Genomic DNA, 25,497 nt, shown 5'->3' on the forward strand with positions numbered 1-25,497 from the left:
CGCACCACGCCTTCAGTAGCGGAGCAGGAAGGACAGCTGATAGAAATGGAAGCCACTGGAGCACCTCAAAAACACCATCATACACTAAATCAGTAAGTTGGCAGCATCACCGAGGCAACGCGTTCTCTTGCAGCGACCATTCCTGGCTTCGAAAAATTTATGATAACCAGCAATCGTCGCGGGCTAACTTATGCGGTTTTCAAAGGTAAAAAAAATATCGGACAGGACGATTTAGAATTCCCGATAACATCAGAGGTTATTCGTATTGTCCCTGTAGTCATTGGAAGCAAAAAAGGTGGTTTTTTACAGACAGTTCTTGGGGCTGTATTAGTCGCTGCCGCAATATGGATGCCAGGCGTTGGCATAGCAGCGAGTAACCTGATGTTTTCCGCCGGTGCGGCACTGGCCATAGGCGGTGTTGCCCAGATGCTATCTCCTCAACCACCCGGTTTGGCAAGTAAACAAGGCGCAGACAACAAAGCCTCCTACGCATTTGGCGGCGTGACTAATACCGCTGCTCAGGGATACCCGGTTCCGTTGGGGTATGGCAAACGTCGCATCGGCGGTGCAATTATCTCAGCCGGTATTTACGTCGAAGACCAGCAGTAACCCACTTATCTTTCCATCAGGCCACCTCAGGGTGGCTTTTTTTATGGGTGCAATATGACTACTGCAACGCTTATCAAAGGGAATAAAGGCGGCGGCTCTTCCCCGCGCACACCTGTTGAACAACCTGATGATCTCCAGTCCGTCGCCAAAGCAAAACTATTGCTGGCGCTGGGGGAGGGCGAGTTTGCTGGTGGTCTTGACGGTAAGAGCATTTTTCTGGACGGCACACCGCTGGAAAATGCCGACGGCTCGCAAAACTTCAGTGGTGTAGCGTGGGAGTTTCGCCCGGGTAATCAGGCGCAAACTTATATCCAGGGCATGCCGGGTACAGAGAATGAGATCAGCGTCGGTACAACAGTTTCAAGCGCTACCGCGTGGACGCATACTTTCACCAACGGCCAGCTTTCAGCAATCCGACTGCGCCTGAAATGGCCGTCATTGTTTAACCAGCAGGACAACGGCGATCTGGTTGGGTACTCCATCAACTACATCATCGAGCTTCAGACCGATGGCGGGACCTGGCAGCCGGTCGTTAACACTGCGGTTACCGGCAAAACTACGTCAGGCTATGAGCGCAGCCACCGCATTGATTTGCCACAAACTGGCAGCATCTGGACAGTTCGCCTGCGTAAAATTACTGCGGATGCCAATAGCGCCAGGATCGGCGACACAATGACGCTGCAGAGCTACACCGAAGTTATTGATGCAAAGCTGCGTTACCCAAACACCGCTTTGCTGTATGTCGAGTTTGATTCCAGCCAATTCAACGGCAGTATTCCTCAGGCTTCATGCGAACCAATGATGCGCATTGTCCGCGTACCGGATAATTATGATCCGATTGGCCGGACTTATAGTGGGACCTGGACCGGCGGTTTTAAATGGGCATGGACGAACAACCCGGCCTGGATTTTTTACGATATCGTTATTACCGATCGCTTTGGCCTTGGGCAGCGACTCACCGCAGCTAACATCGATAAATGGACGCTTTATCAGGTTGCCCAGTATTGCGACCAGATGGTACCGGATGGGAAAGGTGGCAGCGGTACCGAACCGCGCTATACCTGTGACGTTTATGTCCAGGACAGGAACGACGCTTACACCGTTCTGCGTGATTTTGCAGCCATATTTCGAGGGATGACCTACTGGGGCGGAAACCAGATTGTCGCCCTGGCGGATATGCCGCGGGATATCGACTACAGCTACACTCGTGCCAACGTCCTTAATGGCGAGTTCAATTACTCGAGCAGCACGACAAAAACCCGTTATACCACGGCGCTGGTTTCGTGGTCCGATCCGGCGAATGCTTATGCTGATGCTATGGAGCCCGTGTTTGAACAAGCGCTGGTCGCGCGCTACGGCTTTAACCAGCTTGAGCTGACGGCAATCGGCTGCACCAGGCAGAGCGAAGCAAACAGGAAAGGGCGCTGGGGGATCCTGACGAATAACAAAGACCGGGTTGTAACATTTTCCGTCGGGCTCGACGGCATGATCCCGCAGCCCGGTTACATCATCGCGGTTGCTGATGAGATGCTGTCCGGAAAGGTGACCGGCGGCCGCATTAGTACCGTGAACGGTCGCGTTATTACTCTTGATCGAAAACCGGATATTGCCGCTGGCGGTCGTCTGATTCTCAACCTGCCTTCCGGAGCGTCACAGGCCCGGACTATTCAGGCAGTAAATGATAACGTGGTTACGGTAACCACGGCTTACAGCGAAGTGCCTCAGGCCGAATCCGTTTGGGTTGTTGAATCCGATGCACTCTACGCACAGCAGTATCGTGTTGTGAGTGTGTCAGACAATAACGACGGCACGTTTACGATCTCCGGCGCGTATTACGATCCGGATAAGTATGCCCGTATCGATACCGGCGCACTGATTGACGATCGCCCGATAAGCGTTATCCCGCCGGGCAACCAGACGGCGCCGGCCAATATCGTTATCAGTTCTTTCTCCGTCGTGCAGCAGGGCATTAGTGTTGAAACGATGCGCTGCAGCTGGGACCAGGCACCCAACGCAATTTCCTATGAGGCGCAATGGCGCCGAAACGATGGAAACTGGGTTAACGTGCCTCGTAGTTCTACCACATCGTTTGATGTGCCGGGGATTTACGCTGGCCGCTACCTGGTGCGTGTGCGCGCTATCAACGCTGCAGAAATTTCCAGTGGGTGGGGTTACTCAGAAGAGAAAACGCTGACCGGCAAGGTAGGCAACCCGCCGAAGCCAGTAGGCTTCACGGCCACGCCAATTAACTGGGGTATCAGTCTGGTGTGGGGGTTCCCGGCGAATACCGGAGACACGCTGAAAACTGAAATTCAGTACACGCCACATAATGATTTTTCAGATCCAATACTGCTCACCGATGTTCCATATCCCCAGGCGACTTATACGCAAATGGGACTTCGGGCCGGACAGGTTTTCTATTACCGTGCGCAGCTGGTTGATAAAAGCGGGAATGAGTCAGGCTGGACAGACTGGATCAGGGGGATGGCGAACGATAATGCTGATGATTATCTGAAAGATATCGCTGATGGTTTACTGACTGCGGACGACGGGAAACTGCTTACCGATAAAATTGACTTCGGCCTGCAGGCGCAACTTGAGGAGGCATTAAAGAGCGGAGATATCGCAAGGCAGCAGAATCGACAGCATGGTGAGGCGAGAGCACAGATTGCGGAGATATGGACCACTCGCGCTGATGACCAGGAGGCTCTAGCCCAATACCAACTGCAGGTAAGCACTAAGTTTGAACAGCAACAGGCAGCAGTTGACCAGAAGTTTACTGCCTATACCAAGGCTGATGAGGCTACAGCGATTTACACGTTAAAAACTGGCGTTGAGTTTAATGGCGAGTATTACGATGCTGGCCTTTCAGTGGCCACTATTGCTAACGGTGCTGGCATAACCACGCGCGTGGCCATCAATGCTAATCAGTTCGTCATGCTCTCCGGCCCAAATGGTGATCAATATTCTCCCTTCTCAGTTGTCAATGGCCAGGTATTTATAAATAGCGGCTTTATTCAGGATGGTACAGTAACAAATCTGAAGGTAGGCGATTTATGGTCAACTGACTGGGATGGAAATATGCAGGGCTGGTCAATTCCAAAAAATGGGCATGCTGTATTTAACAATGTAACTGTGCGGGGGGCGATATATGCAACGAGCGGGCAGTTTGGTTTCTCGAATGGTAATACCGGCGTCACTATCGACGGAAATGGATTTACGTTGGCTCTGTCTGGAGGTGGTCGTATTGTTCTTGGGGAGTGGCATTAATGGGACGAGGTTTATTAATCGACTATAACGATGGCTCCCCACGGATGGAGATAACGGCCGGATTACGCTGTCCATCATTTGCAGGTCAGACTGTAAATGTTCCACAGGGTGGTGGTGTGGTGTCAGTGGCAAAAACGGCTGGCTCAACAATGTTTATGCTGCCATCCAACACAACTACGGTGACGTATCGCCCAAATTTTCTTGTACCTGATATCGCGATGCTGACGGGCTTTGTCGATAACGGAAACGGAACCATCACACAAACAGACTGGGGGACGGACCCGAAGCGTCGCCCGTGGACGTATGCGGCCACCTTCGTGGAAATACTGGCCATCTCTCAGGCCGGTAATCGTGGGCTTTTGATTCAGGACTCAACCGACTTTACTGCCATCCCGCTCACTCAAAATTTCATGGGCTGTGTCTGGTATGGCAATTTCACTGTTTCCGGAAAAACGCCACTGCCGGTGGGTGGTGTGCCGTTTGGTTCATGGGATGCCGCTGGTGTGTCGCTGGCGTTTGATGGAACGAATCTTATGGCATTTCAGGTGGGTGACCAATACGGCGACATACCAGCAACTATCACGATCCGTCTGGCTATCTTTGCCACAAAGCAGCCAGTTCCGGGCAGGGGGCTGACTTTCGTGAACGCTGCAGGGCAGGTGACGTTCTCGACGACCAGTAAGCCTTTTGTGTTTCTCAATGAATACTGGAACCCGGCAGCCGGTGCAAAAAATATCGCCGGTAAGATGGTGATGATTTGCAAAACAGGATTCAGAAGCAAGGCAAATAGCGGCTGGGACAGCCTGAAAGATAAAGGGATTGTTATGTCAGGAGGCGCAGTATATACCGCATCAAATGCAACAGCTGCGGTATGGACTGCACAATACACCATCGATAATGAACAAACTCTTAATTTCAATATCCCGCTTATTCCGGCATTTTATTAAAGGTATAAATATATGGCCCAGGGCTTGATTACGTTAACTAATGGTTCTGCTGCGGTCAGCGGGGCTGGAACTCATTTTGGTACAGATAATAAAATTGGTGATTTCATTGTCGGCTACATAAATGGACAGTCATATTCGCTCGCTATAGCTTCAATTGAGTCACCCACCGCATTAACGCTAACGGAGGTTTTCTACGGCCCGACGACAGCATCAGTGCCGTGGGATTCTGTACCGTTGAGAGCTATTACAGCGATTCCATACCAGCTGGGTGTGCAGCAGCTCAAAGCGCTTCGCCTTATGAACCTTGAAAGCGATAACTGGCTGCAGATGTACACCAGCCCTGGCGACATTACTGTAAATTTGCCAGATGACAGACAGTATCATGGTCCTTCGTTATTAAAGTTGGGTTCAAGCTTAGACAATAAGGCGGACAAGTCTGCACTGGATACGTATGCGGAAAAGGGGCAGAACAGCGACATCACATCTTTAACCGGTCTTACAACTGCTTTAAGCCTGGCGCAGGGGGGGACTGGCCTCACGAATCCATTCGGGACAACGGCTAACACATTCTGCCAAGGTAATGATTCACGACTTGTAACGGTCGCAAATAAAACTGGTGGGGAAATTTCTTCGCCGATCACGGTGCGGGGAGCCGGATTATCACCCAAATTAAATATAGTCGGCGCTGATTATGATCCATCTCAGGGCAGCGGCATCAGCCGGGTCTCGCGGCACAATGGGGATTATATTGATAATTACCTGGGGGGAGCGGCGACCGGACAGCCATACTCGCTGTTGTGGGCATTTCGTTTTAGTACGGGTTCAATATTCTTCGGCATGAACAGTGCAGGTGATATGACAACACCGAAAGGTACCGTAATGACCAATGGATCAGACATCAGGCTTAAGCATAAATTTTCACCCGTTGTGAATTATGACGAAGCGGGGCAGCGGATTGATAAGATCGGAATCGTTGAATATCAGTGGAAATATAGCTCACGGGTATGCCGTGGGATGCTTGCGCAGCAGATTGATAGCATCGATCCTTTGTACACTTTTGCGGCTGGGAAAGCGACTGATGATGATGGTAAAGAGTTTGAAGTCTTAAACGTGGATCAGGCAGCAGTTATGGCTGATTTAGTCTTAGCAGTGCAGTCGCTTCGTGAGAGAGTGAGTGAGTTAGAAACAAGCCAAAAATCATCATGAAATTTACAAATCACGTAACCACTTCCCACTGCTGAACATTTTCCTTTTTTTGTGCAAACCCTTATCTCGCCCGGCATTGATCACTGAAAATATATAATCATACTGTATGTATGAACAGTATTTGATGGGGTGTGTTATGCCAAGACGAGACGACATTGAAGGAGCATTTTGGAAGGCTTTGAGGATAGAGGAAAACGGTCGGCGCACGGTCACTACTGCTGACTTTGTGAAAGAGTTGAACAAAGTGAACTGGCGGTGGAGCCTGAAGCAAGCGAACGACTGGATAGAGGCATCAGTGAGCACATTCAAAGATGTCTCTACAACCGAAGGGGAGGCCAGAATATTTATGGTTTACAACCCAAATGGAGGACTTTGATCATGGGTTTTCCATCGCCAGCCCAGGACTATGTAGAGAGCCGCATTTCTCTCGACCGTCAACTGATCAGCAGGCCAGCTGCTACATACTTCATGCGCGCATCGGAAACATGCCTGCGCGCTGGGATTATCAAAGGGGCTCTGCTGGTTGTCGACACGGCGGCCACGCAGTGTGACGGATCGATTCTGGCCTGCGCAATAGACGGGGAATTTAGTTTACGCCGGCTGCGTCTGCACCCTCAAAAATATCTTGAGCGTCTGGACACTGGCGCCAGGGAAAACCATGGATCAGATAATGAGCCCCTGGACGTGTTCGGCGTTGTGACGTACATCATCAACGATGCCCGCCTCGAGGAGTTTGACGACAACCCATGCATGTAATTCGTCGGCAGTAATTCCCCCATTTCTCCCCAACAATTCCCCAGGAAAAATCCAGGCACAAAAAACCAGCCGTAAGAGGCTGGTTTTAAATGATTGTTAATCGTAAAGCCAGCGACCCGCTTTGGCTGATTCAATCATCATACCGATCGTAAATAGCTCAGGATTGTGTCGATCTGATTTCAGGCGCTCGGGTAAAATACAGTTGGGCAGGAAAGGTAAAACTGTCTGAGGAAAATATCTGCGCCAATGAATGTTGCTGCAATCAACGTTAAATTTGGCGGAATATTTATCCATCATATCCAGTATATCCTCTGGTACAGTTTGGTGCTTCCCGGTGCTAAGCGATGAGGATACTTCAATGCTGCTATCACCCAGCTCTGTTTTAACAAACTGCAAAACTGCCCTTTCAAGTTCAATCATATCTTGTCTCCTGGGCGAACAATCAGGTTGTAACGCTGAATACTTCTTTTGGCGATAATCATTACATCATATGCAGTGATCGCAACTCCAACCCAAGGGATCCAGCGTCCTATAAGTCCACCCAAGCTTGTTGTTTTTGCCCAACCCCCGCCAACTAATGTTTTCCATGTTGGAGAACGCCAGCGGGAATTAAGTCGATAAGAAATCATTCGTCGGAGATAGAGGGATAAAAAACTGGTTCCCGGCGTTGTGGTAAGCGGCTTTCCGGGAACATGAATGACATTCAATCCACCAAGAATAAAGGCAAATGCAACAATATCGATCCCACCGAGCTGCTTCTCTGCTTCATCTACTGTGATCCAAAAAGCCAATTCCCCGCAAGGCAGATTGTGCATCCCTTTAAAGTAATAGCCCTTTATCTGTTCGATAGTATCCATACGTTCAATATCCTAAATGATTATCGTCTCAGTAAGGACATTAATCATAGAAACTGTGGACTTCAACAACCAAGCGCAGTTTCGGAAAGTGGCTTGCTCCCGCTGAATTGTATCATTGACACGATGCTCGTTTCCCTCGCCTGGCTACCGCCATAATCGCCTTTCCTGAACTCTCATACTCAGGAAGAGACAGTACCCGCCATTTACCATTCCAGAACCCAAGAACACAGCAACGATCGCCAGTGGTACCTTTAATCGCAAAGGTACGCATATCAGCAGACGGTACCGGGAGCTTTTCGCCTGGTCGCGGAAAGTAAATCCTGACGCCGGATATGATCATGTTGTCCATGCCAGTTACTCGCTAACAAGCCAGAACTCAGCTTCATCGAACATCTCTTCGACCAGACGACTCAGCTTCTCTTTCTCATTTTTCGTGCAGTCACTGTTAACAGAGCTGGATTCCATCGGTTTAACGCGCACGTCAGCTTCGGGAAAGACGCGATGCACACGCCTCGTCAGCTCAGCCAGGATGATTTCTTTTGCGCCGGGTAAACCCTCTACATTGCGTTTGTCATAGACGAGTTCAACGAACATTTTTAGCCCCTTAATCACTGTATGCGTATACAGTATTTGCGGGGTGGGCAGCAGTCAACACCATTCTGCAAATCATTTGCTATTCGTTGATTTTACTATGAATTTTATTGACTGATTTTATCTATTTTTATCATGCCTATTTAGATATATTTCATTATAAACAGCAGGTTGCATTTGAAATCACAACCTATATTTGCGTCATTAATATTGCCCTAGGCCATGAATATGAACTAGGAATATCAAGCAAGTCACACAAACCAGCCGTAAGAGGCTGGTTTTCAATGTTTATTTGGTCGGCACGAGAGGATTTGAACCTCCACCCCCATGTTAGGTAGGCTGTTTTTTGGGTCTTGTTTGCTTTTTGGGTACAGATTGAACAATATGTCCCAAAGATCGTTCTGATAAAATGGTTCTGTGTATAAAAATTTCAATAGCTCGTAGCAAGGTTTTAAACTGAGGAAGTGTCGGAGACCACCCTCGGTGAGCAGCCCCATTTCCTGCTTCAATAACAGCTTCGAGATTTTCTGCCTCAGCGTCTCCAATGTGTCCGCCCTGTTTTAACTGATTAACCTTTTCCTTAAGGGATAAGCCAGGTTGTATTTCGAGAAGCTCTATAGTTCGGTCAAAAGCAATTCGTAATCCTATGGACGCCAAGATCAAAGAATTTTTTTCTTGTGCGCTGTAAACCTCATCCATGATTTGATGTAGTTTCAGATCGATTGGTATTAAATCCCAAATCCAATCAGGTTTCTGTTCGGGTTCTTCTTGTGTTGGGAATGTAGTAATTTTAGTGTTGTATCTGATTGTTTCTTGTCCATCAACAATTTCGTAATCATAATCGCCGCTGTAGTAAGCAGTGATATGATGAAATACAGTTTCGCATCCTCTACATTCAAGTAAACGATAATGCTCTCCTCCATGCTCGCAGGCTTCATCGTGATACCAATTTTTATGGATATATCCATGCTCGAAACATTTTCTTTCTCCATTGCAACGAGGACATAATGCCTGTATTACTCTCATTTCACTCATGACATATTCCCTAAAATAACAATTATGTTATCGATAAGTTATCACAAGCCTTCTGTGACGAAAAATTAAAATCTGGTAGTGGAGTTTTATCTAGAAGAGAATTAGCTTTGGAAGCCTTTAAGTACGTCATGCCGTATTATTAATATTCCCCAGATCACGAAAATGTTTTAGGTATAATTAAGTCACATAAAACCAACCGTAAGAGGCTGGTTTTAAGTTTTATTTTGTCAGTATAAGAGGAGAGGGATCTTCGTCCCTTGATACCCCGTGAAGGTGATCAAATTTTTGATGTAGTGTTTTAGGGAACAGCTCGGTGTAGACCTGCCAGAGGGTGTTGAGCGATCGGTGACCTGTGACTTGGGCAACTTCCTCAATGCTGAACCCTGCCTCAAATAGCCGGCTTGCTCCTTCGCGCCGGAGATCGTGATAGCGCAAATCTTCAATTCCCAGCTCATCCCGTACCTGCCTGTATGTCTGTGTGATGCTCCGTTCTCGGTATGGGAAAATTCGCTCGTCCTTACGCGGCTGTTTCTGAACTAAATCCCATGCTTCGCCCAGCAGCGGGATCAGCATATGGTTACCTGTCTTTTTTCGTGGATCCTTCCTGTCTCTGACAAGAACAGCTTTTTGTTTCTCGTCTATATCATCCCACCGAATCCTACAAAGCTCACCGATTCGCGCGCACGTAAGAACCGAAAGAAGATAAATTTCGTGGAATGGTGCGCCGCTGTATGACGTTTTATATTTTTCTTCCAGCCCGGCCAAAATGCTCTGAAACTCATCGCGGGTTGGTCGTCGGTTACGCCGTTGTGACGGACCAATTATTCGCAGTTGGTTAAGCCAGTTCTTTGCCTCTTCCAGTTCGTTAATGTTGACTTCAATTCCGAACAATGGTTTTGCAGCGTTTAATACTGCAGCGATGAATGAGATGTCGTTCGAGATCGTTTTAGGGCTGCGCCCAAGGCTCTTTCGATACATGCAGTGTTCAATGAGGGCTTTTGACGTGATGCTGTTTAGCTCTACTGTTGAAACGTCACTCTTGAGAAGTTGCTCAAGCGTTTCACGTTTTGAACGCTGCATCAGCACCTCGGGGTGTTCCAGGTATAGGGTGATCGCATCGCCCAGGGTGACAATTTTCTGTTCTTTGCTTGAGGCTGAACTATCGGGTATGCCATGCTCTTCAATGTAGGCAACACGTTTGGCACCCCATGCTTTCGCAAGGCTCTGCCTCATGAAGGTCTGACTTTCTCGGTGCAGATATTTTCCCCCAGCCTTCACGCCGACGGTGCAGCGGTAGCGTGGTGTGCCGTCACTTCGCAACCGTTTTTCAATAGTGTAATAAGCCATTATTCATCGCCTTCTTGGGGTGCTGCGTGGGGTGCTGATAGTGAAAAAATACCCCATGACGAACTAAAAAGCACCATAATAATGCTGTTTATATAAACAGTATTATTTTTCAAGTGGTTGAAATAATGATATTTAATGGTTGTGATGAAATCCATATCCCCGGCGGATTGCTGGGGCTTTTTTTATTTTGTAACCAGCGATGCGTCGCGTAACCTTTCCTTCACTTTTTGTACACATTGTTTAACTTCGTTTGCCAGCCACTTACGTTACAAAACACCCTGGGGTGAATAATCCTCTCCGACAACTATCTATGTTAGAGGGAATTAAAAATGAAAAAAATAACTGCAACTGTCATCCTGGCTCTGTCATCCGTCTTTGCATCTGCCGCTTTTGCCGCACCGCTGCCCGAAGTGCTTAACAGCAGCCCGGCAGGACAGGAGCAAATTGGCGTCGTGTCCATTCGTGGCGTATCCGGCAGCACCGATGATGCCATCAACCGACTGCAGGTAAAGGCCGAGAAAATCGGCGGCAGCAAAATTAACATTACTGGCCTGGGCACGCCTGGAGACTCCAGCCTGTGGAGTGGCACCGCACAGGTTTATCGCTAAGCGATGGCAAGATAAAAAACCCGGCAATCAGCGCCGGGTTTTTTGTTTGTGGGTTATGGCTTGCGGGCCACCAGAACGGCACGAAGCGGGGCGGGGTAACCTTCAATGGTTTTGCCACTGCCATTTGGGTCGAGGAAATCGCCCAGCGATTCGGTGATCATCCACGACGTGCGGCGCTGTTCTTCCTGCGTGGTGACGCAGTGGTCGACAATTTTTACGTCGACAAAACCGCATTTCTCCAGCCAGTTTTTCAATGCCAGCGCGGACGGGATGTAGTAAACGTTGCGCATCTGAGCATAGCGCTCGCCCGGCACTAATACCGTATTTTCATCGCCTTCCACCACCAGCGTTTCCAGCACCAGTTCGCCTTCTTTGACCAGCTGATTCTTCAACTGCCAGAGGTGATCCAGCGGCGAGCGGCGATGGTAAAGCACGCCCATCGAGAACACGGTATCAAAGGCGTTCAGCTCTGGAAGTTGCTCAATACCAAGCGGCAGAACGTGGGCGCGCTGATCGTTCCCAAGCAGCTTACGCACCGCCTCAAACTGGCAAATAAACAGCTGCATCGGGTCAATGCCAACCGCCAGCTGCGCGCCTGCGCCAATCATGCGCCACAGGTGATAGCCGCTGCCGCAGCCCACGTCGAGAATGGTCCGCCCGGCAAGCGGCGAAATGTGCGGCAAGACGCGATCCCATTTAAGATCTGAGCGCCATTCGGTGTCGATATCTACGCCATACAGCGAGTAGGGCCCTTTGCGCCAGGGCATCAGGTTGCGGAGCAGCTTTTCAATGCCAAGCTGCTGGCCTTCGCTCAGCGGCATGGAGGACTCAGCGGTGACGCTGTGCAGGAGGTCCAGACGATGAGGCGTCATTTCCGGCAGATAGTTCACCGTGTTGTACCAGTGCTTGAACTGGCCGTGCAGGGATTCACGCTGCCAGCTGGCAATTTGCGCGGGCAGGGTTTCCAGCCACGGGGCCAGGTGGTTTTTTGCAATCAGCTGATAAAAATTACCGAAATCAATCACGCGACTTCTCCGGACTTGACGGCTACCAGAGAGCCAAAGTTAAAGCACTGGAACCACAGTTCGGCGTGCTCAAAGCCCGCCTGTTTGAGGCGTTTTTTATGGGTTTCGACCGAGTCGGTCAGCATCACGTTTTCCAGCATGCTGCGCTTCTGGCTGATTTCCAGTTCGCTGTAGCCGTTGGCGCGCTTAAAGTCGTGGTGCATGTTAAACAGCAGTTCGCCAACTTCAGCATCTTCAAAGCTGAATTTCTCCGAAAGCACCAGTGCACCGCCCGGCCTCAGGCCCTGCCAGATTTTATTCAGCAACAGTTGACGGTCGTCGGGCTCGAGGAATTGTAGCGTGAAGTTCAGCACCACCATCGACGCATTTTCGATGGCGATATGGCGAATATCGCCTTCGATGACTTCGACGGGCGTTTGCGCTTTAAAGGCGTCAAGATGGCGGCGGCAGCGTTCGACCATGGCCGGGGAGTTGTCGACGGCAATGATTTTGCAGCCATCGTGATGAATGTTGCGTCGTACCGATAATGTTGCCGCGCCCAAAGAGCAGCCAAGGTCGTAAACCTGGCTGTGGGGCTGCACGAAGCGCTCCGCCAGCATGCCAATCATGGAGATGATATTGGAGTAACCTGGCACCGAGCGCTGGATCATATCGGGGAAGACTTCGGCTACCCGTTCATCAAAGGTCCAGTCGCCCAGTTTGGCTATCGGGGCGGAAAACAGCGTATCGCGGTCAGACATAACGTTAAATCCGGAAATTCGAAAGGGGCGTATTTTGCGTTAATGGAGCGAGAAAACCAACTCCCACGGCATATACCATAAGTTGGCCAGCACCATTAGCATCAGCGCGCACCAGGTGGCACTCATGCCGGAACGGCGCCAGCGGATCAGGCGATGATGGTATCCGTAGTAGTGCAGCAGGCGTCCGGCCAGCAGCATAATACCGCAAATATGCACCATCCAGGTTTCGGCGCCGTCCATCTCCATCAGCAGTAAAAGCAGCAGGGAAATGGGAATATATTCCACCGCATTACCGTGAATACGGATGGCGCTTTGGAGTTCACTAAAGCCGCCGTCGCCGTAGGAAACCCGGTACTGCATTCGCAGGCGAACAACGTCGAACGAAAACTTAATTAACAGCAGAGCAGCCAGCACCGCATACAGCGCGCTTACCATATTAACTCCATGTCGTAACAGTTACGGCTCACGCTATGATAGCTCGCAAGCGGAGTGCTGTCGCTAGCGCTCAGAAAAGTGTGGCCTGTTGCGGGATGGCGGGTGGAGCCCCTAATTCAGGAAAAACGTGCTGCAGCGCGGGCCATAGGGTATGAACCAGCTCCGGCGCCTGGGCAATGTCCGGGGTGTGGAGAAAAAGGTATGGCGTTGTTTTTGCCGTCCATTCAGGCAACTTTTTTAACCAGACATCAAACAGCTCGGCATTTTGCGTCATGTTGTCGCTGCCGATAAATCGCACCAGAGGATGGCTGGCCGTGACAATGGCATGCACCGGAACTTTGGGCTTTTTACGTTGGGCTTCCCGCACCGCCTCGTTGTGCGGCACGGCGCTGTGAATCGGGCGGCTGTCGAGAATGGCTCGATTCACTTTCCTGTCATGCAGGCCGCGATTCAATGCCTGTTCATCCGCACCTTTGTCGAAAAAGGCCGGGTGCCGGACTTCAACGCCATAGGTGAACTCCGCGGGCAATGCATCCAGAAAATGCCACAGCGCCGGGAGGTCGCCAGGCCCGAAAGTGGCCGGCAATTGAAGCCAGTATTGGCCTATTCTGCCCGCTAGCGGCGACATGCGGTCGAAAAACTCGGCGGTGAGGTCGCCGCAGTTGCGAAGGGCGGCGGTATGGGAAATGGTGGCGGGAAATTTAAAACAGAAGCGAAAACTGTCGCCCGTCATTTCCCGCCAGCGCTGTACGATTTCCGCTTTGGGCAGAGCGTACAGCGTGGTGTTGCCTTCCACACAGTTGAAGTGGCGGGCATAATCCTCCAGCGAAGTGATGCCCAGCCGGTTCCATTTCGGGTGCTGCCACTGGGGAAGGCCGATATAAATCATAGCGAAGCAATTATCTCGTCGGTGCTGCGAATGCGGGAGATACGCGGGAAGATGAACTTCAGGCTGTGATTATGCTGCTCGGCGCTGGCGGCGCTGCAGGCATCCTCAGCCAGAACCAACGAGAACCCCATTTCCCAGGCGTTACGTGCGGTGGACTCGACGCCAATATTGGTCGAAATACCGCAAAGGACGAGGGTGTCGATGCCGCGGCGGCGCAGCTGTAGCTCGAGGTCTGTGCCGTAAAACGCTCCCCACTGGCGTTTGGTGACTTCAATGTCACTGTCTTTTTTACCGAGCGCGGCCGGGTAGCTCCACCAGTTTTCAGGCAGGGCATGGCCCGGAGGTGCGGCATCAACAGGTTGTTTCAGGGCTTCTGCGTAATCGGCTGACCAGCCCACGCGCACCATCACCACCGGTGAACCGCTGGCGCGGAATTTCTCGGCCAGGCGCGCGGCACGAGCCACGACGTCGCTGGCGCTGTGGGGGCCACCGGCAAACGGTAAAATGCCGTCCTGCAGGTCAATCACCACCAGGGCAGTACGAGATGCGTTGAGTTGTGTCATTGTGACTCCGGTTAACATTGGGGTTAAGGGTCAATACCTTACGCTGGAAGCCAGGTTGCTGAGTTTACAAATTTTGTTAATTTTTGTGAGAATCTGCAATACCGGCGCTGCGATTCGCGCCAGTCGGCGGTTTCGGGGTTATCGCCAGCCATTATTTCCAGTATAATAGCCCCCTTTTTTCATCCAGTTGTGACAGTCGAAATAGCTGCCACCAAAGCGCCTGCCGTCGCAGGTGGCGGGTCGCGTGCAGCTGATTAAGGGATATCTCATGCGTACAGTATATTGCGGGCAGCTCAATCAATCCCATGTGGGACAGCAAGTAACGCTTAGTGGGTGGGTCAATCGTCGCCGTGACCTCGGTAGCCTTATCTTTATTGATATGCGCGATCGTGAAGGCATCGTGCAGGTGTTTTTCGACCCGGACCGTCAGGAAGCGTTCCAGCTCGCCTCTGAACTGCGTAATGAGTTCTGTATTCAGGTTGTTGGCACCGTGCGCGCTCGCGACGAGCGCAACGTTAATAAAGATATGGCGACCGGCGAAGTGGAAGTGTTTGCCACCGAACTGACCATCATTAACCGCTCTGACGTACTGCCGCTGGACTCCAACCACGTTAATACCGAAGAAGCGCGCCTGAAGTACCGTTACCTGGATCTCCGTCGTCCAGAAATGGCTCAGCGCCTGAAAACTCGCGCAAAAATTACCAGCTTCGTGCGCCGCTTTATGGACGACCACGGTTTCCTCGATATTGAAACCCCAATGCTGACCAAAGCTACGCCAGAAGGTGCACGTGACTATCTGGTGCCTTCCCGCGTCCATAAAGGTAAATTCTACGCGCTGCCGCAGTCTCCTCAGCTGTTCAAACAGCTGCTGATGATGTCCGGCTTTGACCGCTACTATCAGATCGTGAAATGTTTCCGCGACGAAGACCTGCGCGCCGACCGTCAGCCAGAATTTACCCAGATCGACGTTGAAACGTCCTTCATGACCGCGCCACAGGTGCGTGAAGTGATGGAAGACCTGGTGCGCAAACTGTGGATCAACACCATTAACGTTGACCTGGGCGACTTCCCGGTGATGACTTTCGCCGAAGCTGAGCGCCGCTACGGCTCCGACAAGCCGGACCTGCGTAATCCGCTGGAGCTGGTGGATGTGGCTGACCTGGTCAAAGACATAGAGTTTAAGGTCTTCTCCGGCCCGGCAAACGACGCCAAAGGCCGCGTTGCCGCACTGCGTGTGCCGGGTGGCGCACAGATCAGCCGTAAACAGATTGACGACTACGGCAAGTTCATCGAAATTTACGGCGCTCGCGGCCTGGCGTACATCAAGGTTAACGAACGTGCGAAAGGCATCGAAGGGATCACCAGCCCGGTCGCCAAGTTCCTGAACGCGGATATCGTGGAAGCTATCCTGGCTCGTACCGGCGCAGCCGACGGCGACATGATCTTCTTCGGCGCGGACAGCAAGAAAGTGGTTGCCGACGCTCTGGGCGCACTGCGTCTGAAAATCGGTAAAGATTTGCAGTTAACCGATGAGAAAAAATGGGCGCCGCTGTGGGTGGTTGACTTCCCAATGTTTGAAGACAACGGCGAAGGTGGCCTGACCGCGATGCACCACCCGTTCACCGCGCCAAAAGACATGACGCCGGAACAACTGGCGGCGCAGCCGGAAACCGCGATTGCCAACGCCTACGATATGGTTATCAACGGCTACGAAGTGGGCGGTGGCTCCGTGCGTATTCACAACGGCCAGATGCAGCAGACCGTGTTCGGCATTCTGGGCATTAACGAGCAGGAACAGCGCGAGAAATTCGGCTTCCTGCTGGACGCGCTGAAGTACGGCACGCCGCCTCATGCGGGCCTGGCGTTTGGTCTGGATCGCCTGACCATGCTGCTGACCGGCACCGACAACATCCGTGACGTTATCGCCTTCCCGAAAACCACGGCTGCCGCCTGTCTGATGACCGAAGCGCCAAGCTTCGCTAACCCGGCTTCGCTTGCCGAGCTGGGGATTGAAGTCATCAAAAAGGCAGAGAAAAACTGATGCCTTATAAGCGTCCCGTTTCGGTTCTGGTGGTCATTTACGCAGAAGATACGAAGCGGGTGCTGATGTTACAGCGGCGCGACGATCCTGATTTTTGGCAGTCGGTCACCGGCAGCCTTGAAGAAGGGGAAAGCGCGCTGCATGCCGCCCGGCGTGAAGTAAAGGAAGAGGTCGCTATCGACGTGCTCAATGAGCCGCTGCCGTTAGTTGACTGCCAGCGCCGGGTGGAGTTTGAGATATTTACTCATTTGCGTCATCGCTATGCGCCGGGGATCACGCGCAATACGGAATCGTGGTTCTGTCTTGCGCTGCCTCATGAACGCCAGATTACGATTACCGAACATCTGGCCTGGAAATGGGTGCCCGCCGAAGAGGCGGCCCTGATGACCAAGTCATGGAGTAACCGGCAGGCGATTGAAGAGTTTGTAATTGATGCCGCCTGATACAGGCGCTTTTGGAGATTGTTATGGCAGGTCATAGTAAGTGGGCCAACACGAAACACCGCAAAGCGGCACAGGATGCCAAGCGCGGTAAGATTTTCACCAAAATTATTCGCGAGCTGGTAACGGCTGCCCGTCTGGGCGGCGGTGATGCAGGGTCTAACCCGCGTCTGCGCGCAGCTATCGATAAAGCGCTGTCGAACAACATGACGCGCGACACCCTGAACCGTGCGATTGCACGCGGCGTGGGCGGCGATGATGATGCGAACATGGAAACCATCATTTATGAAGGTTACGGCCCTGGCGGCTCTGCCGTGATGGTGGAATGCCTGAGCGACAACCGTAACCGTACCGTTGCCGAAGTGCGTCATGCGTTCAACAAATGCGGCGGGAATCTGGGCACCGACGGCTCCGTTGCTTATTTGTTCACCAAGAAAGGGGTTATCTCCTTCGAAGCAGGTGACGAAGATCAGATTATGGAAGCTGCGCTGGAAGCGGGTGCTGAAGACGTCGTAACCTTCGACGACGGCGCTATCGACGTTTACACCGCATGGGAAGAGATGGGCGCGGTGAAAGATGCGCTGGAAGCAGCGGGCCTGAAGGCGGACAACGCAGAAGTTTCCATGATCCCTTCCACCAAAGCAGACATGGATGCGGATACCGCGCCTAAGCTGATGCGTCTGATCGACATGCTGGAAGATTGTGACGACGTGCAGGAGGTTTACCACAACGGTGAGATCTCCGACGAGGTGGCGGCTACCCTTTAATGGCGCAGCCAATATCTGACCTGTACTCAGGAGACGCGTGATGGCGATTATTCTCGGCATCGACCCGGGATCGCGCGTCACCGGTTACGGCGTTATCCGCCAGACCGGGCGGCAGTTGACCTATCTGGGCAGCGGCTGTATCCGAACGCAGGTTGCCGACTTGCCCTCGCGTCTGAAGCTTATCTACGCGGGGGTGAGCGAAATCATTACCCAGTTCCAGCCCGAGTATTTTGCCATCGAGCAGGTGTTTATGGCGAAAAATGCGGATTCCGCGCTTAAGCTGGGGCAGGCGCGCGGCGCGGCCATTGTCGCAGCGGTGAATGCTGATCTACCGGTGTTTGAGTACGCGGCACGTCAGGTAAAGCAAACCGTGGTGGGCATAGGCAGCGCGGAGAAAAGCCAGGTGCAGCACATGGTGCGCACGCTGCTTAAGCTCCCGGCCAGCCCGCAGGCGGATGCGGCGGATGCGTTGGCTATAGCCATTACGCATTGCCATGTGACGCAAAACTCGGTCCAGATGAGCGAATCGCGGCTTAATTTGGCGCGAGGGCGATTAAAATAATTAAGGCTGGATATCTATCCAGCCTTTTTTATATCATAGCGTTACTTTTTCGCGCATCAACGTAAATACGCAGGAGCACATTGTGATAGGTCGACTCAGAGGCATCGTTCTGGAAAAGCAGCCCCCATTGGTATTGCTGGAAACCAACGGCGTGGGTTACGAAGTGTATATGCCGATGACCTGCTTCTATGAGTTGCCGGACATTGGCAAAGAGGCGGTGGTGTTCACTCAGTTCGTGGTGCGTGAAGACGCTCAGCTGCTTTACGGGTTTAACAATAAGCAGGAACGGACGCTGTTTCGCGAGCTGATTAAAGTGAACGGCGTGGGGCCAAAACTGGCGCTGGCTATTCTCTCCGGGATGTCGGCTCAGCAGTTCGTGAATGCCGTCGAGCGCGAAGAAATTGGCTCCCTTATCAAGCTGCCGGGCGTGGGTAAGAAAACCGCCGAGCGCCTGATTGTGGAGATGAAAGACCGCTTCAAAGGTATGCATGGCGACCTGTTTACCCCTGCAGCCGATCTGGTGCTAACCTCGCCGGATAACGGCCAGGCCGACGATGCCGAGCAGGAAGCCGTTGCTGCCCTCGTTTCTCTGGGCTATAAACCACAGGAAGCCAGCCGCATGGTCAGCAAAGTGGGCCGTGCCGGTGCCGACAGCGAAACCCTGATCCGCGAAGCGCTCCGCGCGGCGCTATGAGGTAGAGGATGATTGAAGCAGACCGCCTGGTATCCCCAGGAAATATCACCCAGGACGAGTTAATCGATCGTGCCATTCGCCCGAAGCTGCTCGAAGAGTATGTCGGGCAGCCGCACGTGCGCTCACAGATGGAAATCTTCATTCAGGCGGCCAAGCTGCGCGGCGATGCGCTCGATCATCTGCTGATTTTTGGCCCACCGGGGCTGGGGAAAACCACCCTAGCTAACATCGTGGCCAACGAGATGGGCGTGAATTTGCGAACCACCTCCGGCCCGGTGCTGGAGAAAGCTGGCGATCTGGCGGCAATGCTAACCAATCTTGAGCCTCACGACGTACTGTTTATCGATGAGATCCACCGCCTTTCTCCGGTGGTGGAAGAGGTGCTGTATCCGGCGATGGAAGACTATCAGCTGGATATCATGATTGGCGAAGGCCCGGCTGCACGTTCGATTAAAATCGATCTCCCTCCGTTCACCCTGATTGGCGCGACCACCCGCGCGGGCTCCCTGACTTCGCCCCTGCGCGACCGTTTCGGCATTGTGCAGCGCCTGGAGTTTTATCAGGTGGCCGACCTGCAGCATATTGTCGGGCGTAGCGCCAGCGTGCTTGGGCTGGAGATGAGCGATGATGGTGCTCTGGAAGTTGCCCGCCGCGCTCGCGGTACGCCGCGTATTGCCAACCGCTTACTTCGCCGCGTTCGCGACTTTGCCGAAGTAAAGCATGACGGGGCGATTACTGCCGAAGTAGCAGCGCAGGCGCTGGACATGCTGAATGTGGATAGCGAAGGGTTTGATTACATGGACCGCAAGCTGTTGCTGGCGGTGATCGACAAGTTCCTCGGTGGCCCGGTTGGGCTGGATAACCTTGCCGCCGCTATCGGCGAAGAGCGAGAAACCATTGAGGACGTGCTGGAGCCGTTTCTGATTCAGCAGGGCTTTCTGCAGCGAACGCCGCGCGGGCGTATTGCCACGCCGCGGGCCTGGACGCACTTTGGGATTGTTCCTCCGGCTCAGCCGTGAATATTACGCAATAAAAAAGGCGCCTCAGGGCGCCTTTTCCGTGTCTACGTGAGGTTTAAGCCGGCTGCTTTTTAGCCATGCTAAGAATAAACAGCGCGGCGGCGGCCAGCACTACGGATGGGCCTGCCGGAGTATCGTAAAGTGCCGAGAAAGCCAGCCCGCCGGTGACGGCAATCATACCAATGAGAACCGCAAAGCCCGCCATTTGTTCCGGCGTTCGGGCGAAGCGTCGTGCGGTTGCGGCCGGTATAATCAGCAGTGAGGTAATGATGAGCGCCCCGACGAATTTCATTGCAACACCGATGGTGAGGGCGGTCACCAGCATCAACAGCATTTTCACTCGCTGAAGATTGACGCCGTCCACGTGGGCAAGGTCCGGGCTGATGGTCATCGCCAGCAGGCTCCGCCACTGCCAGGCCAGTACGCCAAGCACCACGGCCACGCCAGCGGCAATGGAGATAATGTCCGACGGCGTGACTGACAGTAAATCGCCGAAAAGGTAAGCCATGAGATCGACGCGGACGTTAGACATCAGGCTGACCACCACCAGACCGAGCGACAGGGCGCTGTGCGCCATAATACCCAGCAGAGTATCAATGGCGAGGTGAGGGCGTTTCTCCAGCCAGACCAGGCCAATAGCAAGTAACAACGTCACTGCGATAACGGCATAAAATGGGTTCACATTGAGCAGCAGACCAAACGCGACGCCCAGCAATGAGGCGTGAGCCAGCGTATCGCCAAAATAAGACATCCGACGCCAGACCACAAAAGAGCCCAGCGGCCCTGCCGCACAGGCGAGCAAAATCCCGGCCAGCCAGCCGGGCAACAACAATTCAAGCATTACTGTCCATTCCCTCTGCGCAGAACGATGCGACCCTGCAGATCGTGACGGTGGTTATGATGGTGGCGATAAATGCCCAGTTGTTCGGCACCGATGGGCCCAAACATCGAGATAAACTCAGGATGGGTGGAGACGACTTCTGGCGTACCGGAGCAGCAAATATGATGGTTCAGGCACAGCACCTCATCGGTTTTGGCCATGACGAGGTGCAGGTCATGAGAAACCATCAGCACCGCGCAGTTCAGCTCATGGCGAAGCTGGTCAATCAGATTATAAAGCGCGAGCTGGCCGTTGACGTCCACGCCCTGGGTGGGTTCATCCAGTACCAGCAGGTGAGGCTCATTCAACAACGCTCGCGCCAGCAGAACGCGTTGGTTTTCACCGCCAGAGAGCTTCTGCATTGGCGCATCTATCAAATGAGCAGCCTGCACGCGTTTAAGTGCCGGGAGAATGTCGGCTTTTTTCACTCCCGGACGCAGGCGCAGGAAACGACTAACCGTGAGCGGTAGCGTGGCGTCCAAATGAAGTTTTTGCGGCACGTAGCCAATGCGCAGATGCTGGTCGCGCTTGATGACACCCTGATCGGGTGTGACCAGCCCAAGCACGACACGCACTAAGGTGGATTTACCGGCACCGTTAGGCCCCAGCAACGTAAGAATACGGCCGGGCTTTAGCGCAAGTGAGATATCAGCCAGCACGCGTCGCTGGCCAAAAGAGACCGAGATATTTTCCAGTTCAACCAAATTTGTCATGACAATTTCAGGGGTTGCATAAGTTAGCGGATGTTATAATATCACAATTATTCTGATTTTCACGATGATAAGTTGCATTATGTTACATAAAAAGACACTTCTTTTCGCTGCATTTTCCGCTGCCCTCTGGGGCTCTGCCGTCACCAACACTAACGCCGCTGTTGTGGCGTCCATCAAGCCTCTGGGCTTTATCGCTTCAGCCATTGCCGACGGGGTGACAGGCACAGAAGTATTACTGCCTGATGGCGCCTCTGAGCACGACTATGCACTTCGTCCGTCCGATGTAAAACGCTTACAGGGCGCGGACTTAGTTGTATGGGTTGGGCCAGAAATGGAAGCTTTCATGCAGAAGTCTGTGCGCCAGCTTCCCGAGCAAAAACAGCTTGAGCTGGCGGCGCTTGCCGGCGTGAAACCGCTGCTCATGAAAGGCGGTGACGACGACGATCATGAGCACGGCGATGAACATGGCCATGGCGCAAAGAGTGACGCAGATCACCATCACGGTGAATACAACTTGCACATTTGGCTCTCCCCAGAAGTAGCGCGGCTGTCGGCGGTTGCAATCCACGATAAATTAGTGGAACTTATGCCCGAAAATCGAGCCAAACTTGACGCCAACCTGAAAGATTTCGAGTCAGGCTTAGCCGACGCCGATAAACAGGTGGGTTCCGTGCTGGCACCGCTGAAAGGAAAAGGGTATTTCGTTTTTCATGACGCCTATGGCTACTTTGAAAAACAGTACGGTTTAACGCCGCTTGGCCACTTTACCGTTAACCCTGAAATACAGCCTGGTGCGCAGCGTTTACATGAAATCAGAACACAGTTGGTTGAGCATAAAGCGGTTTGCGTTTTTGCTGAGCCACAATTCAGGCCAGCGGTAATTAACGCCGTTGCCAGAGGCACTAACGTTCGCTCCGGCACCTTAGATCCTCTGGGAATTGAAGTCGCATTGGGTAAAAACAGCTATATGCAGTTTATGACCGGACTTGCGAACCAGTATGCGAGCTGCCTGAAAGGAGATTAACGAGGAAGTGAATACGTGCAACAGATAGCCCGCTCTGTCGCCATGGCATTTGACAATTTATCACGGCCCCATCGCGTTATGCTGGGGTCGCTTACGGTTCTCACTCTGGCGGTCGCGGTATGGCGACCGTCAATTTACCATCCGCAGTCCAGTCCGATAATCAAGACCATCGAACTTCAAAAAAGCGAAATACATTCGCTGCTGCCGGAAGCCAGCGAACCCCTCGACCAGTCCCCGGACGCCGAAGATGACACCCTGCCTCAGGATGAGCTGGATGATAAAACCTCCGGCGAAGCGGGCGTTCATGAATATGTCGTCTCCACAGGCGATACGCTAAGCAGCATTCTGAATCAGTACGGCATCGATATGGGCGACATCAGCCAGCTCGCTTCCGCTGATAAAGACCTGCGAAACATGAAAATTGGTCAGCAGCTTTCCTGGACGCTTAACGCAGACGGCGATTTGCAGCGTCTGACCTGGGAAATGTCGCGCCGCGAAACGCGCACTTACGATCGCACTGATAACGGTTTCAAAATGAGCAGCGAAACCCAACAGGGCGATTGGGTTAACAGCGTGCTGAAGGGCACGGTGGGGGCAAGTTTTGTTTCCAGCGCACGTGATGCCGGTTTGACTAGCGCAGAAATCAGTTCTGTTATCAAAGCCATGCAGTGGCAGATGGACTTCCGCAAGCTGAAGAAGGGCGATGAATTCTCCGTGTTGATGTCCCGCGAAATGCTGGACGGCAAGCGTGAGCAGAGCCAACTGGTCGGCGTGCGCCTACGCAGCGACGGAAAAGATTACTACGCCATTCGCGCGGAAGACGGCAAGTTTTACGACCGTAACGGGTCGGGCCTGGCCAAAGGCTTTATGCGTTTCCCAACCGTGAAGCAGTTCCGCGTTTCCTCTAACTTCAACCCTCGTCGTCTTAACCCGGTGACCGGCCGCGTCGCGCCGCACAAAGGCGTTGATTTTGCGATGCCACAGGGGACACCTGTACTGGCTGTCGGGGATGGTGAAGTGGTAATGGCGAAGCGCAGCGGGGCCGCAGGTTACTTTGTGGCTATCCGCCATGGCCGGACTTATACCACCCGTTACATGCACCTTAAGAAGCTGCTGGTGAAACCTGGCCAGAAAGTGAAGCGCGGTGACCGTATTGCACTGTCTGGCAATACCGGGCGTTCTACCGGCCCGCATCTGCATTACGAAGTGTGGATCAACCAGCAGGCGGTTAACCCGCTGACGGCCAAGTTGCCGCATTCTGAGGGCCTGACCGGCTCCGATCGCAGTGATTACCTGGCGCAGGTTAAAGACGTACTGCCGCAGCTGCGCATCGACTGATTTTTCCCTGTGACGAAAAGCCGGTTCTTGTAACCGGCTTTTTCTTTTGTCTGCTGGCCGCAGCCCCGCTAAAATAACGATAAATTTGTCTCGCCAGACTGCTGGCGAACTACTGAGAGCCGCATGGAAAAAGCAAAAAAAAACCACAGTGAGTTTATCCCTGAATTTCAAAAAGCCTTTTTGCACCCGCGTTACTGGGGCGCATGGCTTGGCGTTGGCGCTTTTGTCGGGCTGGCGCTTCTTCCTCCGGGACTCCGGGATCCTTTGCTGGGGAAAATTGGGCGCTTAGCGGGGCGCCTGGGCAAAAGCGCCAGACGCCGGGCGCAAATTAACCTGCTTTACTGCTTCCCGGATTTACCGGAAGCCGAGCGTGAATCAATCATCGATCGCATGTTCGCCACGGCGCCGCAGGCGATGGTGCTAATGGCGGAATTGGGGCTGCGTGACCCGAAAAAGGTCATGGCTCGAGTGGACTGGCACGGCAAAGAGATAGTGGACGAGATCCGGGCGAAAGGGGAGAACGTGATTTTCCTCGTGCCGCACGGCTGGGCCGTCGATATTCCGGCTATGCTGATGGCCTCTGAAGGCCAGAAAATGGCGGCGATGTTCCACAACCAGGGCAACCAGCTGTTTGACTATGTCTGGAATACGGTGCGCCGTCGCTTTGGCGGCCGGATGCATGCCCGCAACGACGGGATCAAACCGTTTATCAGTTCCGTTCGCCAGGGCTATTGGGGTTACTATCTTCCCGATCAGGATCATGGCCCAGAACACAGCGAATTTGTCGATTTCTTTGCGACCTACAAAGCAACTCTCCCGGCCATTGGGCGCCTGATGAAAGTGTGTCGTGCCCGCGTGATCCCGCTGTTCCCGGTTTATAACAGCGACACTCACCGGCTGGATATTTTTATCCGCCCGCCGATGGATGATCTGCTCGAGGCCGATGACCATACCATCGCCCGCCGGATGAACGAAGAGGTGGAATTGCTGGTGGGCCCGCATCCGGAGCAATATACCTGGATCCTCAAGCTCCTGAAGACCCGTAAAGAGGGCGAGATAGAGCCTTACTGCCGGGATGAGCTGTACCCGAAAAAGAAAAAATAGCGCATATTGCGTAATGGAAAACCGCGCCACTGTCTTT

Annotated in this window: 28 protein-coding genes; 16 read left to right on the forward strand and 12 right to left on the reverse strand. The window is 52.7% G+C overall.

Features of this window, described 5'->3' with window-relative positions; all coding sequences use genetic code 11:
* The first annotated feature begins 159 nt into the window (after window positions 1–159).
* From WFN87_RS05835 to WFN87_RS05860, 6 genes are all read left to right on the forward strand, one after another.
* A complete protein-coding gene (locus WFN87_RS05835; RefSeq protein ID WP_442892753.1) occupies window positions 160–609 on the forward strand; it encodes a tail assembly protein in 450 nt (149 codons plus the stop codon).
* Between the two features lie 54 nt (window positions 610–663).
* Window positions 664–3,879 carry a host specificity protein J gene (locus WFN87_RS05840; protein ID WP_336982432.1) on the forward strand — a complete coding sequence of 1,072 codons (3,216 nt, stop codon included), beginning with the start codon at window positions 664–666 and terminating at the stop codon, window positions 3,877–3,879.
* Window positions 3,879–4,826, forward strand: a complete 948-nt coding sequence (locus tag WFN87_RS05845) for a DUF6453 family protein (RefSeq protein WP_336982430.1) — start codon at window positions 3,879–3,881, stop codon at window positions 4,824–4,826. The genes WFN87_RS05840 and WFN87_RS05845 overlap by 1 nt, the downstream gene beginning before the upstream one ends.
* A gap of 12 nt (window positions 4,827–4,838) precedes the next feature.
* Window positions 4,839–6,032: a tail fiber domain-containing protein gene (locus tag WFN87_RS05850; RefSeq protein ID WP_336982427.1), complete on the forward strand. Its 1,194-nt coding sequence runs from the start codon at window positions 4,839–4,841 to the stop codon at window positions 6,030–6,032.
* A 136-nt stretch (window positions 6,033–6,168) separates the two neighbouring features.
* Complete coding sequence (locus WFN87_RS05855) at window positions 6,169–6,408, forward strand: DNA polymerase V (protein WP_336982425.1); 240 nt, start codon at window positions 6,169–6,171, stop codon at window positions 6,406–6,408.
* A 2-nt stretch (window positions 6,409–6,410) separates the two neighbouring features.
* On the forward strand, window positions 6,411–6,788 hold the full coding sequence (locus WFN87_RS05860) for a HumD family translesion DNA polymerase (RefSeq protein ID WP_336982423.1): 378 nt from the start codon (window positions 6,411–6,413) through the stop codon (window positions 6,786–6,788).
* A 96-nt stretch (window positions 6,789–6,884) separates the two neighbouring features.
* On the opposite strand, the gene WFN87_RS05865 is transcribed toward WFN87_RS05860, so the two are convergent.
* The 5 genes from WFN87_RS05865 to WFN87_RS05885 all read right to left on the reverse strand — a co-directional run bounded on the left by WFN87_RS05865 (window position 6,885) and on the right by WFN87_RS05885 (window position 10,618).
* Window positions 6,885–7,208, reverse strand: a complete 324-nt coding sequence (locus tag WFN87_RS05865; protein ID WP_008456755.1) for a DUF1493 family protein — start codon at window positions 7,206–7,208, stop codon at window positions 6,885–6,887.
* Window positions 7,205–7,645, reverse strand: a complete 441-nt coding sequence (locus WFN87_RS05870) for an STM2901 family protein (RefSeq protein ID WP_336982420.1) — start codon at window positions 7,643–7,645, stop codon at window positions 7,205–7,207. The genes WFN87_RS05865 and WFN87_RS05870 overlap by 4 nt, the downstream gene beginning before the upstream one ends.
* Window positions 7,646–7,999: 354 nt before the next feature.
* Entirely contained in the window at window positions 8,000–8,239 is a 240-nt protein-coding gene (locus WFN87_RS05875) for a DinI-like family protein (protein WP_008456751.1), read from the reverse strand.
* A gap of 327 nt (window positions 8,240–8,566) precedes the next feature.
* A complete protein-coding gene (locus tag WFN87_RS05880) occupies window positions 8,567–9,271 on the reverse strand; it encodes a DUF4145 domain-containing protein (protein WP_336982418.1) in 705 nt (234 codons plus the stop codon).
* A 219-nt stretch (window positions 9,272–9,490) separates the two neighbouring features.
* Window positions 9,491–10,618, reverse strand: coding sequence for a tyrosine-type recombinase/integrase (locus tag WFN87_RS05885; protein ID WP_336982416.1), 1,128 nt, complete (start codon window positions 10,616–10,618; stop codon window positions 9,491–9,493).
* A gap of 329 nt (window positions 10,619–10,947) precedes the next feature.
* On the opposite strand from WFN87_RS05885, the gene WFN87_RS05890 reads away from it, so the two are divergent.
* Complete coding sequence (locus WFN87_RS05890) at window positions 10,948–11,226, forward strand: DUF1471 domain-containing protein (RefSeq protein WP_008453915.1); 279 nt, start codon at window positions 10,948–10,950, stop codon at window positions 11,224–11,226.
* A gap of 53 nt (window positions 11,227–11,279) precedes the next feature.
* Here the strand turns inward: WFN87_RS05890 and cmoB are convergent, their stop codons facing one another.
* The 5 genes from cmoB to WFN87_RS05915 form a co-directional block, all read right to left on the reverse strand.
* A complete protein-coding gene (cmoB, locus tag WFN87_RS05895; protein WP_336982414.1) occupies window positions 11,280–12,251 on the reverse strand; it encodes a tRNA 5-methoxyuridine(34)/uridine 5-oxyacetic acid(34) synthase CmoB in 972 nt (323 codons plus the stop codon).
* Window positions 12,248–12,991: a carboxy-S-adenosyl-L-methionine synthase CmoA gene (gene cmoA / locus WFN87_RS05900; RefSeq protein ID WP_166991795.1), complete on the reverse strand. Its 744-nt coding sequence runs from the start codon at window positions 12,989–12,991 to the stop codon at window positions 12,248–12,250. Before cmoA ends, cmoB begins: the two co-directional genes overlap by 4 nt.
* A gap of 39 nt (window positions 12,992–13,030) precedes the next feature.
* Window positions 13,031–13,426, reverse strand: coding sequence for an MAPEG family protein (locus tag WFN87_RS05905; RefSeq protein ID WP_008453920.1), 396 nt, complete (start codon window positions 13,424–13,426; stop codon window positions 13,031–13,033).
* 70 nt (window positions 13,427–13,496) lie between these two features.
* On the reverse strand, window positions 13,497–14,315 hold the full coding sequence (locus tag WFN87_RS05910) for a DUF72 domain-containing protein (protein WP_166991798.1): 819 nt from the start codon (window positions 14,313–14,315) through the stop codon (window positions 13,497–13,499).
* Complete coding sequence (locus WFN87_RS05915; RefSeq protein ID WP_008453925.1) at window positions 14,312–14,878, reverse strand: hydrolase; 567 nt, start codon at window positions 14,876–14,878, stop codon at window positions 14,312–14,314. Before WFN87_RS05915 ends, WFN87_RS05910 begins: the two co-directional genes overlap by 4 nt.
* A gap of 268 nt (window positions 14,879–15,146) precedes the next feature.
* Here WFN87_RS05915 and aspS point away from each other — a divergent pair, with 268 nt between their 5' ends.
* From aspS to ruvB, 6 genes are all read left to right on the forward strand, one after another.
* Window positions 15,147–16,919, forward strand: coding sequence for an aspartate--tRNA ligase (aspS, locus tag WFN87_RS05920; protein ID WP_336982411.1), 1,773 nt, complete (start codon window positions 15,147–15,149; stop codon window positions 16,917–16,919).
* Window positions 16,919–17,362: a dihydroneopterin triphosphate diphosphatase gene (gene nudB / locus WFN87_RS05925; RefSeq protein WP_008453929.1), complete on the forward strand. Its 444-nt coding sequence runs from the start codon at window positions 16,919–16,921 to the stop codon at window positions 17,360–17,362. Before aspS ends, nudB begins: the two co-directional genes overlap by 1 nt.
* 23 nt (window positions 17,363–17,385) lie before the next feature.
* Complete coding sequence (locus WFN87_RS05930) at window positions 17,386–18,126, forward strand: YebC/PmpR family DNA-binding transcriptional regulator (protein WP_008453931.1); 741 nt, start codon at window positions 17,386–17,388, stop codon at window positions 18,124–18,126.
* Window positions 18,127–18,166: 40 nt separating this feature from the next.
* Entirely contained in the window at window positions 18,167–18,688 is a 522-nt protein-coding gene (gene ruvC / locus WFN87_RS05935) for a crossover junction endodeoxyribonuclease RuvC (RefSeq protein WP_336982409.1), read from the forward strand.
* A gap of 82 nt (window positions 18,689–18,770) precedes the next feature.
* A complete protein-coding gene (ruvA, locus tag WFN87_RS05940; RefSeq protein WP_008453936.1) occupies window positions 18,771–19,382 on the forward strand; it encodes a Holliday junction branch migration protein RuvA in 612 nt (203 codons plus the stop codon).
* Window positions 19,383–19,390: 8 nt separating this feature from the next.
* The gene (ruvB, locus tag WFN87_RS05945; RefSeq protein ID WP_008453938.1) at window positions 19,391–20,401 is read left to right on the forward strand and encodes a Holliday junction branch migration DNA helicase RuvB; all 1,011 of its coding nucleotides are present in this window, start codon (window positions 19,391–19,393) and stop codon (window positions 20,399–20,401) included.
* A gap of 55 nt (window positions 20,402–20,456) precedes the next feature.
* On the opposite strand, the gene znuB is transcribed toward ruvB, so the two are convergent.
* Entirely contained in the window at window positions 20,457–21,242 is a 786-nt protein-coding gene (znuB, locus tag WFN87_RS05950) for a zinc ABC transporter permease subunit ZnuB (protein WP_008453940.1), read from the reverse strand.
* Window positions 21,242–21,994, reverse strand: a complete 753-nt coding sequence (znuC, locus tag WFN87_RS05955; protein ID WP_008453942.1) for a zinc ABC transporter ATP-binding protein ZnuC — start codon at window positions 21,992–21,994, stop codon at window positions 21,242–21,244. Before znuC ends, znuB begins: the two co-directional genes overlap by 1 nt.
* Window positions 21,995–22,073: 79 nt before the next feature.
* On the opposite strand from znuC, the gene znuA reads away from it, so the two are divergent.
* From znuA to lpxM, 3 genes are all read left to right on the forward strand, one after another.
* Window positions 22,074–23,018 carry a zinc ABC transporter substrate-binding protein ZnuA gene (gene znuA, locus WFN87_RS05960; RefSeq protein ID WP_008453945.1) on the forward strand — a complete coding sequence of 315 codons (945 nt, stop codon included), beginning with the start codon at window positions 22,074–22,076 and terminating at the stop codon, window positions 23,016–23,018.
* 15 nt (window positions 23,019–23,033) lie between these two features.
* Window positions 23,034–24,356: a murein DD-endopeptidase MepM gene (gene mepM, locus WFN87_RS05965; RefSeq protein ID WP_336982405.1), complete on the forward strand. Its 1,323-nt coding sequence runs from the start codon at window positions 23,034–23,036 to the stop codon at window positions 24,354–24,356.
* A gap of 123 nt (window positions 24,357–24,479) precedes the next feature.
* Window positions 24,480–25,460 carry a lauroyl-Kdo(2)-lipid IV(A) myristoyltransferase gene (lpxM, locus tag WFN87_RS05970; RefSeq protein WP_166991817.1) on the forward strand — a complete coding sequence of 327 codons (981 nt, stop codon included), beginning with the start codon at window positions 24,480–24,482 and terminating at the stop codon, window positions 25,458–25,460.
* Window positions 25,461–25,497: the final 37 nt, after the last annotated feature.

Source organism: Cedecea sp. AS113, assembly GCF_037152415.1.
GTDB lineage: Bacteria > Pseudomonadota > Gammaproteobacteria > Enterobacterales > Enterobacteriaceae > Cedecea.